The organism is Planococcus circulans (genome assembly GCF_020023385.1).
Classification (GTDB): domain Bacteria; phylum Bacillota; class Bacilli; order Bacillales_A; family Planococcaceae; genus Planococcus.
The window spans coordinates 200,213-219,419 of the sequence record NZ_JAIQCL010000001.1 but is presented as its reverse complement, the minus strand read 5'-3'; the positions used below and the strand labels follow the sequence as shown (position 1 = coordinate 219,419).

Here is a 19,207-nt window from a genome sequence, read left to right as displayed (position 1 = left end):
GCTCCCATTTTTTCTTTGGATTCAATAGTGAAAGAAGGAAGAACCTTATAATGCGGGAAGTTTCTCTTTATTATTTTCCTGCTTATGGTCACAATTCTTTTTTTATAGTATAATCCATTGTGGTGCACTACTTATTTACGCAACACGAAGGAGGTAACAAGAATGGATACATGGATCTGGATCGTAATCGTTATCGTGGCTTTACTCGCAGGTGTTGCACTTGGATTCTTTATCGCACGTCGATATATGATGAAATATTTGCAAGATAACCCACCAATCAATGAAGAAATGCTGCGAATCATGATGATGCAAATGGGACAAAAACCGTCTCAGAAGAAAATCAATCAAATGATGTCTCAGATGAATAAAGCCTCAACTAAACCTGGCAAACCAGCTAAAAAATAAAAAGTACTCTTCGGAGTGCTTTTTTTATTTTGTTTTTATTCCACAGTTAAAATTTCTCATAACGGGTATTATGCCAATAAGCTTTAGTTTCTTGGGTGCAGTGTACCTAAATAATAAAGGGGGTTTCTATATGGCTGAAAATGAAGAGTTGATGTTTTATTTGCCGGTCATTGAAGAAGATGAGAAAGAAGAAGGGAAGTTTCATCTTGAAAGCGCCAATTTTAAAAAAGCTTTTCCTATTTCATTGGATAAGATACAAGAGCTAGTGAAAGATATGACTGATTACAATTTGGATACGATCGAGCTTCATGTTACCGGAATTGTGAAAAGCGGACCGATTACAGAGCTGTTCATCGGGGCTGAAGGCCAAGCAGGGATGAAGCTGGTACTCAACAAAAAGAAGAATCCATAAGAAAAAGCACTCCGCGGAGTGCTTTTATTTAATCTGTGATGGAACAGCATCTGCTGAAATTCGGTGCGTTTCCTGCTGCTTAGGTGTCAGCAGTCCATACTTCGCCAGGAATTCAGCAACGGTCTCTTCGTATTCTTCGGGATTCCGGTTGAAAGACTGGGCATGGGCGCCTTCGTCAAAAAGCTTCAGTTCTTTAGGGCCTTGTTTTAATGCATAAAGTTCCTCACTCATTTTCGGCAGGACAAAATCATCATTGACACTATGGATAAAAAGAACAGGCTTTTGAATGTTCTGCACGGTTTCTCTCGGCGATACTGTAGAAATGGAATAACCATCCCGCATTTTCATGAAAATGCTGGCAAGCCGCAGCGCCAAAGTGGTGCGCAAGGGCGTCGTCGTTTTCATGACATGGAGAATCTGTTCATAAATATCAGAATAGGCACAATCGGAGATGTAGAAATCCGCTTTGTCTTCCATACCTGCGTATAATAGGGTAGTTGCAGCTCCCATGGATTCACCATGAATGCCGTAAAACAGATCCGCTCCAACATGCAGCTTTAAAGCTTGGACCACCGCTTTCAGATCCATCTTTTCAAAATGGCCGAAACTGGTTGTTTTCCCGCCTGAATCGCCGTGGCGCCGATGATCGTAAACGACGGAGTTAAATCCCATCCGTTCAAACATACGGGCGTATTTAAAGGAATTGACTTTGGTTTCCGTGACGCCATGGCAGATGATGACATAGCGGTTGGTATCATGGGGTTCAAGGAAAATGGCTTTGATCGGATACCCATTTTCAGATTCGATCCATTGCTCGCTTTTTGGAACATTGGCATACCATACTTCGTCATAGCGTTTTGCGGTGGTTTCCCTTTCGAGAATCAGCTGTTCGTCCTTTTTCTTTACATACATCAGCCGATTGCTGGCAATAAATCCCGCAACGGTGGCCAAAGCTGTAAGGACACTGGAAATGATGGCTGAAGTCCAAATCAATCTTTTCTTCATGGCGAAAGCTCCTTATGTCTGGGTTTTGTATAACGTGTACATCCCAGTGGTTACGGGATTCGTCACATGCGGTTCGATTTTTTCGATCGCCTGGCAGAGAATATCCAAATCGATTCCTGTCTGAACATCCATACGGTGGAGCATATTGACGACATCCTCTGTAGCGACATTGCCGGTTGCCCCCGGTGCAAACGGACAGCCCCCTAACCCACCTGCAGAAGCATCAAAACGGGTAACACCCGCCTGCAGCGCTGCAGAGATATTGGCCAATGCCATTCTGCGCGTGTCATGAAAATGGGCGGTCATCAAGATATCCGGAAATGCTTCCACTAGTTTAGCGAATAATTCATAGCTTTCCTTCGGGTTTGCCATGCCGATTGTATCGGCGACACTCAATTCATCCACTCCCCATTCTACAAACTGGCGGCAAAGTGCCAACGTTGCTTCCGGAGAAACAGCGCCTTCAAACGGGCAGTAGAATGCAGTTGAAATACAGGCACGAACAAAAATATCCTGCTTTTTCAGGTTGATGATCAGCGGCTTTAACGCCTCCATGCTTTCCTCTGTGGTCTTATTGATATTTTTCTTATTGAAAGTATTGGATACCCCGACAAAGACGGCAAGCGATTGCGCGCCCGATTCAAGAGCGGCATTGATTCCGCGTTCGTTTGGCGTGAGAACGAACTGGCGTCCGACTTTTTCTGTCTGGGCGACTATCTCTTTAGCATCTGCCATTTGAGGTACCCATTTTGGCGACACAAAGGACGTTAATTCCATTTCCTGAATTCCGGCTTGCTGCAGAGCAGCTATAAATTGAAGCTTATCTTCGGTTTTTACAAGTTTCCCTTCGTTTTGCAGGCCGTCCCGCGGACCAACCTCGATAATTGTTGCATTTTTTGGTAAACTGAACATAGTATCCCCCCTGCTTTCTATTGTAGCGAGGGAAGGGATAAAAGAGCAACTACCAGACAATCAAACAAAGGGGAAATGTATATGTCACAGGAAATCGTTATTGTAAGCGCTGTCCGAACAGCGGTAGGGTCGTTTCAGGGGTCTCTTAAAGATGTACCCGCAACCCAATTAGGGGCGATCGTCATCAAAGAGGCGATTGAACGTGCAGGAGTCAAACCGGACCAAGTCTCTGAAGTCATCATGGGGAATGTACTTCAGGCAGGCCTTGGACAAAATCCGGCACGTCAGGCATCGATTCATGCAGGACTTCCAGAAACCGTTCCTTCGATGACCATCAATAAAGTTTGTGGGTCCGGACTGAAATCCATCCAATTGGCGTATCAGGCGATTTACGCTGGAGATGCAGACATCGTTGTTGCAGGCGGAATGGAAAACATGAGCCGAGCACCATATTTAATGGAGAATGCCCGGAGCGGATTCCGCATGGGAGATCAAAAAGTGGTCGACAGCATGCTGGTAGACGGATTGACCTGTGCATTCAACGATTACCATATGGGAGTTACAGCGGAAAATCTATGCGATCGCTACGATATTTCACGTGAAGAACAGGATAAGTTTGCGGCACGTTCGCAAGCCCGTGCCACAGCAGCCGTTGAATCAGGCAGATTTGATGATGAAATTGTGCCGGTTGAAATTCCACAGCGCAAAGGAGACCCAGTCATCTTCAAAGCAGATGAGTATGTTAAGAGTGATTCGAATGAAGAACGTTTAGGGAAGTTGCGTCCAGCTTTCAAAAAAGATGGCAGTGTGACAGCAGGGAATGCTTCAGGCATTAATGACGGAGCAGCGGCAGTCGTTGTCATGTCCAAAGCGAAAGCAGATGAACTCGGGCTGACACCGCTTGCAACAGTCGTGGCAAACGGCAATGCAGGTGTGGATCCGGCTGTCATGGGCATCGGTCCCGTACAAGCCGTCAAGAATGCCTTGAAGAAAGCAGAGATGTCACTCGAAGACATCGAATTGATTGAAGCGAACGAAGCGTTTGCAGCTCAATCGATTGCGGTTGACCGTGAATTAAAGTTCAATCACGATATTTTGAATGTAAACGGCGGAGCCATTGCAATCGGTCATCCAATCGGTGCAAGCGGTACACGTATTTTCGTCACGTTATTGCATGAAATGATCAAACGGGATGCCAAGACGGGTCTTGCAACCCTATGTATCGGCGGCGGCCAGGGAATTGCGACTGTCATCAAACGTCCCTAAGGAGAGAGAACCCATGGCTAAAAGAAAAGAAGAATCCAGCAGTATGCTATCTGAAGACATTTTGGCAAAATTGAAAGAAACAAAAAAAGAATTGCTGAAAGAAGAACAGAAGCAGGAAGAAGAAAAAGAAGCGCAGCGTTTATTCGAACGCAAAGAACGTGAGAAAAACCTGTCTTTTGCTGAATTATTGGAACGGCACGGAGACAAAGGCAATAAGTTTTGAACTGAAGAGATAAACAGAGAAACAGCCAATCCTGAACATTAAGGGATTGGCTGTTTCTTTTTGGAAGCATCAGTATAATATCTTGATTTTAAAACCAGCGATAGAGCAAATATAATGAACGCCAGTCCGGCAGACCCGGTAAGGGCGGTTTGTTCTCCGAACCGGTTGATGACGTAGGTATAGACGATGGGGGCAATCGCCGACAGCAGGAATCCAGGAATCAGGAGCTTGCCGACATATGTCCCATACGTATCATGGTCGAACAAAACCAGCGGCAAGCTTCCTCGGGTAATGGTCATCAGACCATTGCCTGCTCCAAAGAGGAAAGCGAACAGCAAAGCCGCTGTAAGAAATTCACCGCTGAAGAGGCCGGTGATAAAGCCAATGGGCAACAATGCAGATGCCAAAATTGTTAACGAAACAGGATGCAGGCGTGCACCGAACAACACCTCACAGACTCGTGCCAGGGACTGTCCGATTCCTCTGAGAGTCGAAATCCAAACCGAAAGGGCAGCGGTCAGCCCAAGCCCCGCAAGAAGGGTGATCATATGGGTGGACATGCCTGAATTCAAGAAATTCAACAAAGTGAAAATCAGCGCATAAAGACTGCCGGCGATCCATTTTTCCCGTGCTGTTGTGGCAGCAGGAGATAAGGGTGGCATAGCTGCATCTGCGGTATGTCTTACTTCGCTGAATCGTCCTTTGGGAAGCGAGAGGTGGAGCGGAAGCGTCAACAGCGCAAGAGTGGCATAGATGATAAGTGCTGGACGCCATCCGAACGTTTCAGTCAAAAAGAATCCAATTGGCCAAAAAATGGTGGAAGCCAAACCGCCTAAAAGAGTAATCTGTGAAATGGGGCGTTTTGCATGAGCGCCACCAATGCGTGCCAAGGCAGCAAATGCCGCGTCATATAAACTCAGACGCATGGCGAACCCCAGCACCATCCAGGAGGCATAATAGGTGCCAAGGGAATGGGACAAAGCAATACCTCCACAGCCTAAGGCAAGCAAGATAGAACCGATGGACATGACAATGCTCCCGCCATAGCGATCGATTAATCGGCCAGTCAGCGGAGAGGCGATTGCCATGATCACCAATGAAGCTGAAAATCCACCGTAGACAATGGCGTCAGTCCAGCCGAGGTCTTCGGCAATCCGCGCACCGAAAGCTGCTATCAGGTAATAGGAAATCCCCCAGCACACCAATTGCGATATACCGAGAGAAATGACCGTACGGCGGGTGATCATCACAGATTCCCCCTTAATGGTTAAACATAGAAATTCCTGCTGTATGGTTTTAACTTGATAAAACCATACTATACCAAAATCACAGAAAATTTTATCTGAAATAAAAAAATAGCCCCTAACTCACTGCTCCTGGAAGTAAGAGCAAGTGTGTCAGGGGCTATCCTTTTTTAAAGACTTGAAAGATTCAACTGCTATTCTTTCGGTCTTTTACTCCAAGTGGTTAGACTTATAGAGGAAAATTGCAAATTCCCCACGTTTTAAAGAACTACCTGTTCCGAATTGTGTATCTGTTTTCCCTTTGGTTATGCCATATTCCAAGAGAGCTGCGACCGATTCTTCGTATCTTTCGGATACATCAGTAAAAGGTACATCGTGGTGAGTCGCTTGTAAATCGTAGGCATTGGCCAACATGATTGCCACTTCGCCTCGTGTAATCTCTGCTTCGGATCCGAATTTTGTAGTGGTTTTACCATTAATGATAGAAGCTGCCTTGAGGGCGTTTACGTATTTCACGGCTCTTTCGGGAACATCTGTGAACCCTGCACTCTTCACGTTTTCAGTATCGAGCTCTAGTGCTTTAGCCAGCATGACAGCTGCATCGACCCGTTTAATGGTCTGATCCGTTCCAAATTTTGTCGGTGTCAATCCTTTTGTAATCCCTCTTGATAGAAGGTAGTTCACTGATGTGAAGTATCGATCAGAAACATCTGTAAATACGATTGGATCTGGATTAGGTGACGGGTCTGGATCCGGTGTTGGTGATGGTTCAGGCTTCGGATCTGGACTAGGTGTCGGATTCGGGTCAGGTTTTGGGTCTGGACTAGGTGTTGGGTCTGGATCCGGTGTTGGTGCAGGTTCTGTCGATCCAGTAGTAAATTGATAGACGGGAGATTTTTCACTTTCGCCCGCAGTATTGGTCATATTCATATACCAGTGATATTTAGTGTTTTTGCTGAGGCCTTTCCATTCGGCCGAAGCGGTTTCTCCTGATTTAAGGTCCTTGTCCTGGCCGATCAATTGGTCGGTAAAGATATTGACAGCCATATAATCCGTTTCGATCTGTCTAGGGTTTACTTTCGCTTGTACATCCGCTAAATCAAAGTTTGCTGTAAAGCTTTCTTTAGCCTGTTCGAATTGATCAAAGTCATAGTCATTAAGGAATGGAGAATACGAAACAAAGTCCAATGTTTCATCTGTTGGATCGAATGTCAGCATCTTCAAATACCCTTGTCCGCGTTCAGGAGCTGTATTGCCTTGGTGGTTTGCCAATACTTCCAGTACTTCACGTTCTGAACCGTCTTCATTAGTAACTTGCTTCACACGATAGTTCGCGCCGTGATGGTGCCCGCTGAGTACCATCTTGACGTTTTCGTTAGGCATAACGATTTCTCTATTAACAACTCGTGCTTCAGCTGTCACGTATTGTGCCAATGAGTTGATATTTTCATGCATCCCGACAATAGCGTTGCGGTCTGAATGCTGCTTTAGAACTTTATTCGCCCATGCTACGGTTTCAGCAGATCCATCTCTTCCATATCCGAGGTAAAGGAAGATGAAGTCGTGATCGCCGAATGAAAATAGGTCATAATGGTTTTGATTTTCATCATTCATCGCTTCGCCGAACCAAGGCTTGTCTTCAAAGCGGTCGACTCCTGCATATCTTTTGAAAATGCTATAGTCATAGGTTTTATTGAGCGGGTCAATAGCGACATCATGATTTCCGGCCAGCACGCCATATGGGATATTGGCTTCATCCATGCGGTCCAGATTCTTCTCTGCAACTTTCCATTGTGACTCATCGAGTACTTCATTGACAAGATCACCTGTATGCATCGCATATTCATAACTGCCTTTTTTGAATTCATCGATCATCCAATCGGTCATGGAGGTCCAAACTTCCGGATAATCTTGCGCATAATACTGGGTATCGGTAAACCATACCATAGAGAAATCCTGACCTTTGGAGTCTGTCAATGTCCCTGAGTCATGGACCATTGCTTGAACTTTACCATCTTTGACGAATCGTTCTTTGTCAATTTCAGCTTTGAGGACAATTTCCTCACCTTTAGCATTTCCTTGCTTCTGGCTCAAAGCTACCCAATTTCCTGCTTTATAGTCCCAAGCAGATAAATTGGCCAATCCGCTTGCCAGGGTTTTGCCTTCCCAATAGAGTTCAATGGCATTGCCTGCTGCTAAATCCTGGGAAACATCAACTACAAAGCGCTGGGAAGGGAAGCCGTTGCTGCTTTTCGTTACTGCGGTCTTGCCATCGTCAGCTGCTATAGCAGCTATCTGGTCTTTTGTTAATGGAGTGGTATTCGTTTGAATCGGGACAGAAATTGGGTTATCGGAAGAATCATTTACGAAGCCAGAGATATTATTACTGGCGGCAAAATCGTATGTAAATCCTTTTTTAAAATCAACCGTCTTGATTCCTGCTCCAGTGGAGTCTTTGACGACTGCTTCCAATAGGGGATTTAAATTGACATCTTTGGCATAGTTAGCCGGCTTCACATTAGACGGTTCTTCCAAGCTGGTTGCTGCCAGCGGAGCCAATGAAACTGTGGATAATGTTAGAGCAAGTACGGCTGTCGTGGTAAAAATTTTCTTGATCATTTTTCGTCCTCCTTTGATGGATGTTGCATGTGATATATGAAAATTCTCAGGTTACCCTGAAAAGTGAGCATAATATCCTATGAAGGTAGGGATAAATATTCCCTCTGAATATAAATGCTGAACCTATTTATCCATAATAACAAAAATAAAATAAAAAACAACTTAATTTTCCATATATTTAGAATATTTAATATTTGTAATAAGGACATTCAGCTCATAACCGACTAGGCTAGGGTTTTATGATTATAAAGTTATCTCATTTTTTATTAAAAAGGAGAAACAGAGGTTTTGTGACTATGTAGTTCCACGGTTACAATAAGTAAAGATTCAATTATTATCATTAATTAACTTGAAAGAGGCGAAGTGAATTGAACCAAGAGAAGATGACGGCACTAGGTTTCTACAAACCCGGCTTGAAAACGGAAGCGCCTGATTTCGAAGGAGTTGAAATCGAACGTCCAAAAGCAGCAGGCAAGAACCTCTTAGTGGAAGTACGGGCAATATCGGTGAACCCAACAGATTTACGGACCCGTGACGGCAAGGATGAAGACGACCAGTCATTGACGATTGTCGGACGTGACGCAGCTGGAGTGGTCGTAGAAGTGGGAGAAGACTGCAGCTTGTTCGAGGTGGGAGACGAAGTTTTCTATGCGGGCACGAGCAACGTTCCAGGAAGCCTCAGTGAGGTCCATCTCGTCGATGAGCGGATTGTCGGGAAGAAGCCGAAGAGCATCGGCTTTCCGGAAGCAGCAGCATTGCCGTTGACAGGCATCACTGCTTGCGAAGCACTTTTTGATCGACTTGGCGTAGCTAAAGAAGCAGCCGATAACAAAGACAAGGTGATTCTGATCATTGGAGCAGCTGGAGGAGTAGGTTCCATTGCAACACAAATTGCAAAACTTGCTGGACTCAAGGTTGTTGGTACAGCTTCCCGTACAGAATCCCAGGAATGGGCACTCGATCATGGGGCCGATCATATCATCAATCATCATGAAGAATTCAAACCGCAATTAGAAGCATTAGGAATTCAAGGAGTACATTATATTTTTTGTTTGACAAACGTGGATGATCACATGGAAAACATGGCAGAAATCATCTTGCCACAAGGTAAGATCTGTTCAATTCTGCCAGCTTTTAAGCCGCTCCATCTTGCATTGTTCTCCAAATCTGTAACGTTCGCTTATGAACTTATGTACACACGTTCGGTCTTCCAGACAGAAGATATGGTTGCGCAGCATCATATTTTGACGCAATTGGCAGACTGGGTGGAAGAAGGGAAAGTCCGCTCGACCATGACCCAGCATTTGTCACCTCTTTCACCGGCGACTTTAAAAGAAGCTTACGAAAACTTACTGACCGGCCGGACAATCGGAAAAATCGTAGTGGAAGGGCCAATTCGTCCATAAAGCCTTTGTCAAGTTTCTCCTGTTTTGAATAATCAGAAAAATGGTGGTATGGTAAATATGTTTAGATCCATATTTTCACCCGATGGAAATTACTAATGTCATCTGATTGGCAAGTCATTAAAAGGAGGAATTTCTATGGCTGATGAAAAAAAACCGGAAGAGATTTATACAAGCAGGGCTGAAAGGGAACGGATCGGCCGTGAAACGAATGCAGGTTTTGCACGTGTGGAACGTGCGGAAAGAGAAGACAGTTCCACCGATATTCCGACAGGACCCATCGGCAGAAAATTAACTGAAGATGAAATCCGCCAAAGGGTTGGCCAAGGGAATTTTGATTCCGCAAAAGACGACAATCAAACAAATTCAATCAATAGCTGAAAAAAATGAAGAGGCTGCACCTTCTATTACAGAAGGTGCAGCCTCTTTTTGAATTTGTTCAGTTGTCTATTGCTCCGAATCCAACTTATCGATTCTCGAGAGTCGGTGCCAAAAACGTCCAGATCAGCCCTGCTTCTTCAGGAGAGCGGGGAGTGATGACAGCCGATTTTGGATAAAGAAAAGCGGCAATCCGTTGTTCAACATATTTTTTTACATATGGATTTTGATCGATGGCTTCTATATACCTCGTTTGAGCAATTTGTGAAAGTTTACCTTTCTGCCGCTCCATAGACCATCTGAACCAAGCATAGAATGCATTATCGCTGAGTTCTTCCTCGTAATGGCTGATGAGGCTTTCGGCTTCTTCAAGGCGCCCCAGGGAAATTAACGCTGAAACCGCTAAATAGCGTACGCCCTGGTGATCGCCGGGGTTCAAGCGCAGTACTTCATAATAAATAGGGAAAGCCTCTTCGAAACGGGCTTGCTCCCAATAGAAATTTCCAAGCAAAAACAGGGATCGCAAATATGGACGGTTTGGCACATACAGCCAAGCTACATCCATTTCTGGTTCAAAGCGTCTTTTTCCGCTGGAGATCGCCTTTTGAAGCAATTGTTCTTTTAATGAAGAATCTGTTGCCATTTCAGCTGCCAGTAAGAAAGCATCTGTATTTTGGGGGTCCAGCTCCTGTATCTGTTCCAGCTGGGTGGTCCGGTCCGTATTTGTATAGGCACTATAGGCAAGGAGCTGAGCTTTCTCAACTTTGGTTTTCGGTTCATAGGATTTGCTGTGGTAGTACTCCATTTGGCGTTTCAATTCATTTTCACTTGTAATGGTCGCATTTTTCAAATGCATATACAATTGCCAATTCTGCAGTTCGTTGCCTTTGGGATCTGTTCCGACTTCAAAAGCATAAACGGCTTCTTTCTCTGGGTCTTCCTTGCTTTTGGCGGTGTGATAAAAAGAACCGAGATCATTTTTGAAAAGAGCCAGCCCTTCTGTATCCACGCCAAAATGCTGCGCTGTTTCGTCGATCTTCCAGTCTAGCTTCACCAATTGGTGATCGATGGCAAACTGTACTGCACCAGCGACCGCTTCTTTGGGAATCAACGCCAAGGGTTCTGCGTAATGAAAGAAGGCTTCAATCAATTCATCACTTTTCAAATCATGGGCAATAAGGAAATTCTCCAATTCTTCCACAGTTTCAAGAACGGCAGAAGAGACTTGCTCGGTGCTCAGAAGGCCGCTGCTCAGGATTTGGTAAACGGCCAACATGTTCCGGTTGTAAAATTCATGTGCGCTTGCCGTTTCGGATGACTGATACATCTCCTGGAGCTTTTGGATACTTTCATGGTTTACTTCAACCGAGACCGTCAAACTGTTAAGAACCATCATGAAATTGTCTCCGTTGCGGATATCAGGCAAATAGAAGCCGGTCGCAATATTCCCTGCTTCAACTGGGAAAGATTCATTGACTTCAATTTCCGTGACCTTTTCAGACAGCAAATCGCGGACTTGGGCACGGTAATTGGAGACAGAAAGAATTTCACCTGCCATAAACAGCGGGTCAAGCCAAGAACTGAGAATCTGGCTGATTTGTGTTCTTTCTTCTTTAGCGATCTTTTCTTCGATAAAAGCATTCCATACATCGACGCGTTCAGAAAAGAAGAAGAGATCGCCGATAATGCCATTCGATTTATCCTCACCGTAAAGTGGAACGAGAAGGTTTTCGACTTTATCTTTCCATTTCACCAATTCTTTCTGTTGGGATGGACGTGGATGGTTTTCAAAAAAATCCCGAAGCGTGCCTTGCAGTACTTTGTTTTGTTCTTCAATCATCAGCTTGGAGGATTCGTCCGCTCCACAGCACTTTTTGTATTTTTTGCCGCTTTCACAATGGCAAAGCTCGTTTCTTCCAATTGCTTTTATCATATTGAAGGCTCCTGAAGCAGCAGCCGTTCTTCTTCGCGGCTATGGATGGCGTTTACAACCAGCAGCGCATGAAATTGCTTCATAACTTCATAACTGACGCCTTCTTCCACAAGCAATTTTTTGATGTCAGCCGCAATGATGCGCAAGATGTCATGATCACGTGTCAAATCGGCTACTGTTTCCTTGAGTTCAGGTTTCTGATCGATCATTTCCTGGTAAAATCCTTCTTCTTCCGCATCGGCATGGCTGATGATCCGCGTTTCCCAATACTCCAGCAAATGATCTGCAGCCTGGCGGGCGACTTCGTATTCTTTAGCTCTCAATAGGTCTTCGACTTCTTCGGTTTTGGTTAACGCTCCAGATAAGGCGCCTTCGTGAATCGCATGATGGGCATGCAGCTGGCGCAAAGATGGTCCTGACATAGTCATTCATTCCCCTCATTTTTTTTTCAGTATAACATGCCAAAAACCCTTGATTTTCCTGCTAGGGCATTTCCTTTGGCGAAAGAGGGAACTCCCTTATCCAATGAGAAACAGGGAGTTCGGAAGCGGAGAAAATAGATGAAAATCGGCGTTTTCTAATCGATTTTTCATTGGGGGAAACTTGTGAGCGGCTGAAATTGACTGCCTTAAGACATCCCAGAGTAAAAAAACTATAGTTTTTTTGGACAGCTTATCTGAAACCCTCAAAAAATAATGGAATGAACAAGTTTTGGAGTAAACAGGAGTTTTACAGTTTTCAGTCAACAAGGGAATTCCAGTGTTTCTATAGGACATTCCCTAATGGGAACTTTTATGGGGGACTAACATAATAAGGCTATACGAATGAATTTGTAATTGATTCCCTTCAATCGTTTTCATTCATGAGAAGGAGTGGGTATACGCGATGAAGAAAAGATTTGGATTGAATTTCTTTAAACCAGTCGAGAGCTATTCGGGCAGTTGGTCCATCCTGGAGGAAAAAAGCCGGGATTGGGAAAACATGTACCGCCAAAGATGGTCGCACGATAAAGTAGTCCGCACCACACACGGAGTAAACTGTACAGGATCATGCAGCTGGAAAGTATTCGTGAAGAACGGGATCATCACGTGGGAAAATCAGCAGATCGATTACCCGTCCTGTGGACCTGATATGCCGGAATTTGAACCACGCGGCTGTCCAAGGGGCGCAACATTCTCTTGGTATGAATACAGCCCGTTGCGCGTGAAATACCCTTATATGCGCGGTAAGCTTTGGCGGCTCTGGAAAGCGGCGCGTACCAGCCATCCGAATCCAGTGGATGCTTGGGCAAGTATAGTGGAAGATCCTGAGAAAGCGATGTTCTATAAATCGGCCCGCGGAAAAGGCGGACACATTCGTGTCAATTGGGAAGATGCACTGGAACTGATTGCAGCCCAATTGATCTACACCATCCGGAAATACGGACCGGACCGCGTGGCTGGCTTCACGCCGATTCCGGCAATGTCGATGGTCAGCTACGCTTCAGGAGCACGTTTCATTTCACTTCTCGGCGGGCAGATGCTGAGCTTTTACGACTGGTACGCCGATCTTCCTCCTGCTTCTCCACAGATTTGGGGCGAGCAGACGGATGTACCCGAATCGTCGGATTGGTATAACGCTGGGTATTTGATGATGTGGGGCTCAAACGTACCAATGACCCGTACACCGGATGCACATTTCATGACAGAAGTTCGCTATAAAGGGACAAAAGTAGTGTCTGTAGCTCCTGACTACGCAGAAAACGTGAAGTTTGCCGATAATTGGCTGGCTCCTCATCCTGGAACAGATGCTGCATTGGCTCAGGCCATGACGCACGTCATTCTAGATGAGTTCTACCAAAAACGAAAAGAACCGATGTTCATCAATTATGCGAAACAATTTACGGATATGCCATTTATGATTCTTTTGGATCCGCATGAAGATACATTAAAAGGCGGCCGATTCCTTCGCGCCAGCGATTTAGGCGACACTTCAGAACATGCAGAATGGAAGCCGGTCATTTTTGACGAGGCAGCAGATAAATTGATGGTGCCGAATGGCACAATGGGGCAGCGTTGGGAAGAGGATAAAAAATGGAACCTGATTCTTGAAAATGAAGATGGCTCCAAAGTGGACCCGGCAATGAGTGTTGTTGGCCACCAGGAAGAATGGAAAGAAATCGTCTTCCCGTATTTCGATAATCAGGGGAATGGCGTCTTTAAACGTGTGATTCCCGCAAGAAAAGTCATACTGGCAGATGGTACAGAACGCTACGCCGCAACTGTTTATGACCTGATGATGAGCCAATACGGAATTATCCGTACGGAAAGTGAATATAATGCAAAAGGCTACGACGATGAAACCTCATTCTATACCCCTGCATGGCAGGAAAAAGTGACATCCGTCAAAGCATCGGTCGTTACGCAGATTGCACGTGAATTTGCACAAAACTCGATTGATACGGGCGGACGCTCAATGATTATCATGGGTGCCGGCATCAACCATTGGTTCAACAGCGATACAATTTACCGCGCAATTTTGAACCTGGTTATCCTGACAGCTTCCCAAGGCGTCAACGGTGGTGGATGGGCACATTATGTCGGACAGGAAAAATGCCGTCCGATTGAAGGATGGTCGACTGTCGCTTTCGCGAAAGATTGGCAAGGGCCTGCAAGACTGCAGAATGCAACTTCTTTCTTCTATTTTGCAACTGAACAATGGCGGTACGAGGAAAGCGGCACAGATGCACTGAAATCGCCTCTGGCAGAGGATGTCGCTTATCAGCACCCGGCTGACTATAATGTGCTGGCAGCGCGATTAGGTTGGCTTCCCTCTTATCCACAATTCAATAAAAACAGTTTATTGTTTGCAGAAGAAGCTGCAGAAAAAGGCGGAAAGACCAATAAAGAAATTATCGATCATGCAGTGGAAGAGGTTATTTCCCGTAAAACGAAATTTGCGGTGGAAGATCCAGGTGCACCTGAAAACTTTCCAAGAACACTGTTCATCTGGCGCTCCAACTTGATCTCAAGTTCTGCTAAAGGCCAGGAATATTTCATGAAGCATCTACTAGGCGCATCGGATGGTTTGTTGGCTGAACCGAATGTCGATGAAAAACCGGAAGAAATCGTTTGGCGGGAAGATGTCGAAGGCAAGCTGGACCTTATGGTTGCACTTGATTTCCGGATGACTTCAACTCCGCTGTACGCGGATATCGTCTTACCGGCAGCCACTTGGTATGAAAAGACCGACCTGTCTTCAACTGATATGCATCCTTTTGTGCATCCATTCAATCCGGCGGTCAACCCGCTTTGGGAATCGCGCTCGGATTGGGATATTTACGCTAAATTGGCTGAAAGATTCTCAGAGATGGCAAAAACGCATTTGCCTGGCGTCTATAAAGATGTGGTCATCACCCCTCTTGCACATGATACAAAAAGTGAAATTTCACAGCCTATGGGTGTCGTTAAGGATTGGACAAAAGGAGAAATTGAAGCGATTCCAGGCAAAACAATGCCGAACTTCAGTATCGTGGAGCGGGATTACACCAAAATACACGACAAATATATTACCTTGGGACCGAATTTGGCAGTCGGCAAAACTGGAGCGCATGGCGTCAGTTTCTCTGTAGCGGAAGAGTATGAGGAATTGAAGCACATCAACGGGACGTTCTTTGACGAAACCATCAAAAACGGCTTGCCGAAAATCCAGACGGCCCGACAAGTGGCGGATGCCATGCTGAATCTATCGTCTGCGACGAACGGACGCGTTTCACAAAAAGCGTATATTGAAGCAGAAAAAGATACAGGAGTCGAGTTGAAGGACATATCTGCGGATCGCGCAGCCGAAAAAATCACTTTCCAAAGCATCACCGTCCAGCCGCGTGAAGTCATTCCGACACCGGTGTTCAGCGGATCCAATAAAATGGGTCGCCGATATTCTCCGTTCACGACGAATATTGAACGTTTAGTACCGTTCCGTACATTGACAGGCAGACAGCATTTCTATATTGACCATGAAATTTTCCAGCAGTTCGGTGAAGCCTTGCCGATCTATAAACCGACATTGCCGCCGATGGTGTTCGGCAAGAATGATAAGAAGATCAAAGGTGGCGTTGACTCGCTGGTGCTTCGTTATTTGACGCCTCACGGCAAATGGAATATCCACTCAACCTATCAGGATAACCAGCATATGCTGACCTTGTTCCGTGGTGGTCCGACAGTTTGGATCAATAACGAAGACGCAAAAGCACATGATATCGATGATAATGCATGGCTTGAAGTCTATAACCGAAACGGCGTCGTTACGGCGCGTGCAGTCGTCAGCCACCGTATGCCAAGAGGCACGATGTTCATGTACCACGCCCAGGACAAACACATCCAGGTACCGGGTTCTGAAATTACGGATACACGAGGCGGCAGCCATAATGCGCCAACCCGTATCCACCTGAAACCGACCCAAATGGTTGGTGGATATGCTCAACTCAGCTATGGCTTCAACTACTACGGGCCAATCGGCAATCAGCGTGATGAATACGTAGCAGTCCGCAAAATGAAGGAGGTTGACTGGCTTGAAGATTAAAGCGCAAGTAGCAATGGTGATGAACCTGGATAAATGTATCGGATGCCATACGTGCAGTGTCACGTGCAAGACCACTTGGACCAACCGTAAAGGCGCAGAATATATGTGGTTCAACAATGTAGAAACTAAACCGGGGATCGGGTATCCGAAGCGCTGGGAAGATCAGGAGCTTTATAAAGGCGGCTGGCAGCTCCGCAAGGGGAAGTTAGAACTGAAGTCAGGAAATAAATTATCGAAAGTCGCCTTGGGGAAAATCTTTTACAACCCGGATATGCCGGAAATGAAGGATTATTACGAGCCTTGGACATATAATTATGAACATTTGACCAATGCCGGTGAATTGGAGCATTCACCAGTTGCTCGTGCTCATTCAGCCATCACTGGCAAAAAAATGGACCTTGAATGGGGCCCGAACTGGGAAGATGATCTGGCGGGAGCACATATTACGGGACCGCTGGATCCCAATATCCAAAAAATCGAAGAAGAAATCAAATTCAATTTCGATAAGGCATTCATGGTTTATTTGCCGAGGCTTTGCGAACACTGCCTGAACCCAAGCTGTGTAGCCTCATGTCCTTCTGGTGCGATTTACAAACGTGAAGAAGACGGCATCGTCCTGGTCGACCAGGAAGCTTGCCGGGGCTGGCGCTATTGCATGACAGGCTGTCCTTACAAGAAAGTTTACTTTAACTGGCAGACCAATAAAGCAGAGAAATGCACATTCTGCTTCCCGCGGATCGAAGCGGGGCTGCCGACGGTTTGTTCGGAAACCTGCACAGGCCGCATCCGTTATTTAGGAGTTCTTCTATATGATGCAGACCGTGTACTGGAAGTGGCTTCCACTCCAGATGAGAAAGATCTATACAAAGCACAATGTGACTTATTCATCGACCCGTTTGACCCTGAAATGATTGCTTTGGCACGAAAAGACGGCATTTCGGAGGACTGGATAGAAGCGGCGCAGAATTCGCCCGTTTATAAGCTGGCGATTGAGCATCAACTCGCTTTCCCACTCCATCCGGAATACCGCACCTTGCCGATGGTCTGGTACGTGCCGCCGCTCAGCCCGATCATGAATTATTTCGAAGGCAAAGATTCCATTAAAAATCCGGATATGATTTTCCCGGCGATCGAAGAAATGCGGACGCCGATCCAGTATTTGGCGAATATGCTGACTGCCGGTGATACGGAAACAGTTAAGAAATCACTGCAGCGCATGGCGATGATGCGTTCATATATGCGCGCCAAAACAACCGGCAAGGAATTTGACGAAAGCCGCCTGGAACGGATTGGCATGACAGCCCATCAGACCGAGAAAATGTACCGGCTATTGGCAATCGCCAAATATGAAGACCGTTTTGTCATTCCAAGTACGCATAGAGAAGGGCGGGTCAATCCGTACCGTGCGCAAGGAATGGAAGGCTTCGATACAGAAGGAATGGGAGGATGGGGAACCGATTCCGGTGGATCCTGCGACAGTTGCGGTCCTGCAACGCCAAGCCCAACTGGGACAGCTACGAAAACAGGAAAAGAAATTTATGAAGAAAACTTCTACGGGGGTATATGGCGTGATTAATTTAGAGAAACTATATCATTATAAACTCTCATTCGGTTTTTATGCCCATCACCTGACCTATCCGCAAAAACTGGATTTTCATCCATCACTGATTGAAGAATCATTTGATGAGGATCATCCGGCACATGAATATGTTCAGCGATACTGGGAACTGATGCATAAATTGAGTTTGGATCAAATACAGGAAATGTATACGGACATTTTTGATTTTGACAAAGACAGCACCTTGTTTATGACTTATTTCAAGTTTGAGGATGCCAAAGAACGGGGTCAGATGCTTGCCAAGCTGAAGGTCTCGTATGAAATGTTCGGACTCGAAATGCCGGATACGGAATTGTCCGATTTCCTGCCGCTCATCTGCGAGTTTCTATACGCAGCTGAGTGGCTGGGAGATCCCCGGGCGCCCCAGAGTTTCCAGATGCTGATTGCCGTTCTGGAGGATGGAACTTATCATCTGCTGAAATCGCTTGAGAAAAAAGACAGTCCATATTTCCATCTTGTCAAAGGTTTGCGCGAAACGTTCAAGGCCTGTATTGAGCAGGAGGTGCCTGTCGATGGAAACGCTCGATAGATTAATTTGGGTTGTCTTTCCTTATCTGTGCATGGCGATCTTCATTTTTGGCCATATCTATAGATACCGCGTTGATAAATTTCATTGGACTGCAAAATCCAGTGAATTTATAGAAAAAAAGCAGTTGATGATAGGGAGCCTATTGTTCCATCTGGGCATTATTCCGGTGATTTTCGGCCATATCGGCGGCTTGGCCATCCCGATTGCCTGGATGAATGCAGTAGGAGTCAATGATCATTTGTACCATATCGGAGCTATTTACATCGGAGGCATTTTTGGTTTCATGACTTTGATCGGTATGATTATCCTTACCTTCCGGCGTTTTTCCATCTCAAGCGTCCGAAGATTGAGTTCTTTTTCTGATTTGGCAGTTAATGCTCTTCTTCTATTTATTGTTTTCGTCGGGATGTATGCCACATTGGTCACGAATGTGGTGCAGCCGGATTTTGATTATCGGATGACTGTCTCCATATGGTTCCGTGATCTCTTTCTTTTTAAAGCTAACCCAGCAATCATGGCAGAAGTGCCTTTATCTTTTAAAATCCATGTTTTGACCGGTTTCGCGATATTCGCCTTTTGGCCATTTTCTCGTCTCGTACATGTTTGGAGTGTACCGTTGAATTATGTAGGCAGAAGTTATATCCTGTACAGGAGACATAAACCAACAAATTAAAGAGAAGCTTTCTTTTTAGTTTGATAG

At 45.5% G+C, this 19,207-nt stretch carries 16 protein-coding genes; 10 read left to right on the top strand and 6 right to left on the bottom strand.

The window, feature by feature from the left end:
• The first annotated feature begins 162 nt into the window (after positions 1-162).
• Together K8U60_RS01180 and K8U60_RS01175 are read left to right on the top strand one after the other, a co-directional pair.
• A complete protein-coding gene (locus tag K8U60_RS01180; protein WP_058384996.1) occupies positions 163-405 on the top strand; it encodes a YneF family protein in 243 nt (80 codons plus the stop codon).
• Between the two features lie 130 nt (positions 406-535).
• A complete protein-coding gene (locus tag K8U60_RS01175; protein WP_223633029.1) occupies positions 536-817 on the top strand; it encodes a hypothetical protein in 282 nt (93 codons plus the stop codon).
• Between the two features lie 24 nt (positions 818-841).
• Here the strand turns inward: K8U60_RS01175 and K8U60_RS01170 are convergent, their stop codons facing one another.
• The gene (locus K8U60_RS01170; protein ID WP_223633026.1) at positions 842-1,822 is read right to left on the bottom strand and encodes an alpha/beta hydrolase; all 981 of its coding nucleotides are present in this window, start codon (positions 1,820-1,822) and stop codon (positions 842-844) included.
• A 12-nt stretch (positions 1,823-1,834) separates the two neighbouring features.
• Entirely contained in the window at positions 1,835-2,734 is a 900-nt protein-coding gene (locus K8U60_RS01165; RefSeq protein WP_223633024.1) for a hydroxymethylglutaryl-CoA lyase, read from the bottom strand.
• 81 nt (positions 2,735-2,815) lie between these two features.
• Here K8U60_RS01165 and K8U60_RS01160 point away from each other — a divergent pair, with 81 nt between their 5' ends.
• Entirely contained in the window at positions 2,816-4,000 is a 1,185-nt protein-coding gene (locus K8U60_RS01160; RefSeq protein WP_223633022.1) for an acetyl-CoA C-acetyltransferase, read from the top strand.
• 13 nt (positions 4,001-4,013) lie between these two features.
• Positions 4,014-4,223, top strand: coding sequence for a DUF3886 domain-containing protein (locus tag K8U60_RS01155; RefSeq protein ID WP_223633020.1), 210 nt, complete (start codon positions 4,014-4,016; stop codon positions 4,221-4,223).
• Positions 4,224-4,261: 38 nt separating this feature from the next.
• On the opposite strand, the gene K8U60_RS01150 is transcribed toward K8U60_RS01155, so the two are convergent.
• Both K8U60_RS01150 and K8U60_RS01145 read right to left on the bottom strand, forming a co-directional pair.
• On the bottom strand, positions 4,262-5,470 hold the full coding sequence (locus K8U60_RS01150) for an MFS transporter (protein WP_223633012.1): 1,209 nt from the start codon (positions 5,468-5,470) through the stop codon (positions 4,262-4,264).
• Between the two features lie 207 nt (positions 5,471-5,677).
• Positions 5,678-8,086, bottom strand: coding sequence for an S-layer homology domain-containing protein (locus tag K8U60_RS01145; RefSeq protein ID WP_223633010.1), 2,409 nt, complete (start codon positions 8,084-8,086; stop codon positions 5,678-5,680).
• 368 nt (positions 8,087-8,454) lie between these two features.
• On the opposite strand from K8U60_RS01145, the gene K8U60_RS01140 reads away from it, so the two are divergent.
• Positions 8,455-9,492, top strand: coding sequence for a zinc-binding alcohol dehydrogenase family protein (locus K8U60_RS01140; protein ID WP_223633006.1), 1,038 nt, complete (start codon positions 8,455-8,457; stop codon positions 9,490-9,492).
• Positions 9,493-9,627: 135 nt separating this feature from the next.
• On the top strand, positions 9,628-9,870 hold the full coding sequence (locus K8U60_RS01135; RefSeq protein ID WP_223633003.1) for a hypothetical protein: 243 nt from the start codon (positions 9,628-9,630) through the stop codon (positions 9,868-9,870).
• Positions 9,871-9,955: 85 nt separating this feature from the next.
• Here K8U60_RS01135 and K8U60_RS01130 read toward each other — a convergent pair whose 3' ends face one another.
• Positions 9,956-11,800 carry a tetratricopeptide repeat protein gene (locus K8U60_RS01130; RefSeq protein ID WP_223632999.1) on the bottom strand — a complete coding sequence of 615 codons (1,845 nt, stop codon included), beginning with the start codon at positions 11,798-11,800 and terminating at the stop codon, positions 9,956-9,958.
• Positions 11,797-12,222, bottom strand: a complete 426-nt coding sequence (locus K8U60_RS01125; protein ID WP_223634847.1) for a hemerythrin domain-containing protein — start codon at positions 12,220-12,222, stop codon at positions 11,797-11,799. The genes K8U60_RS01130 and K8U60_RS01125 overlap by 4 nt, the downstream gene beginning before the upstream one ends.
• Before the next feature lie 463 nt (positions 12,223-12,685).
• Here K8U60_RS01125 and K8U60_RS01120 point away from each other — a divergent pair, with 463 nt between their 5' ends.
• From K8U60_RS01120 to narI, 4 genes are read left to right on the top strand one after another with little or no spacing between them, the layout of a single operon-like run.
• The gene (locus K8U60_RS01120) at positions 12,686-16,360 is read left to right on the top strand and encodes a nitrate reductase subunit alpha (RefSeq protein ID WP_223632996.1); all 3,675 of its coding nucleotides are present in this window, start codon (positions 12,686-12,688) and stop codon (positions 16,358-16,360) included.
• On the top strand, positions 16,350-17,936 hold the full coding sequence (narH, locus tag K8U60_RS01115) for a nitrate reductase subunit beta (protein WP_223632994.1): 1,587 nt from the start codon (positions 16,350-16,352) through the stop codon (positions 17,934-17,936). The genes K8U60_RS01120 and narH overlap by 11 nt, the downstream gene beginning before the upstream one ends.
• Positions 17,929-18,507, top strand: coding sequence for a nitrate reductase molybdenum cofactor assembly chaperone (gene narJ / locus K8U60_RS01110; RefSeq protein WP_223632993.1), 579 nt, complete (start codon positions 17,929-17,931; stop codon positions 18,505-18,507). Before narH ends, narJ begins: the two co-directional genes overlap by 8 nt.
• Complete coding sequence (gene narI / locus K8U60_RS01105; protein ID WP_223632991.1) at positions 18,491-19,180, top strand: respiratory nitrate reductase subunit gamma; 690 nt, start codon at positions 18,491-18,493, stop codon at positions 19,178-19,180. The genes narJ and narI overlap by 17 nt, the downstream gene beginning before the upstream one ends.
• The last annotated feature ends 27 nt before the right edge of the window (positions 19,181-19,207 follow it).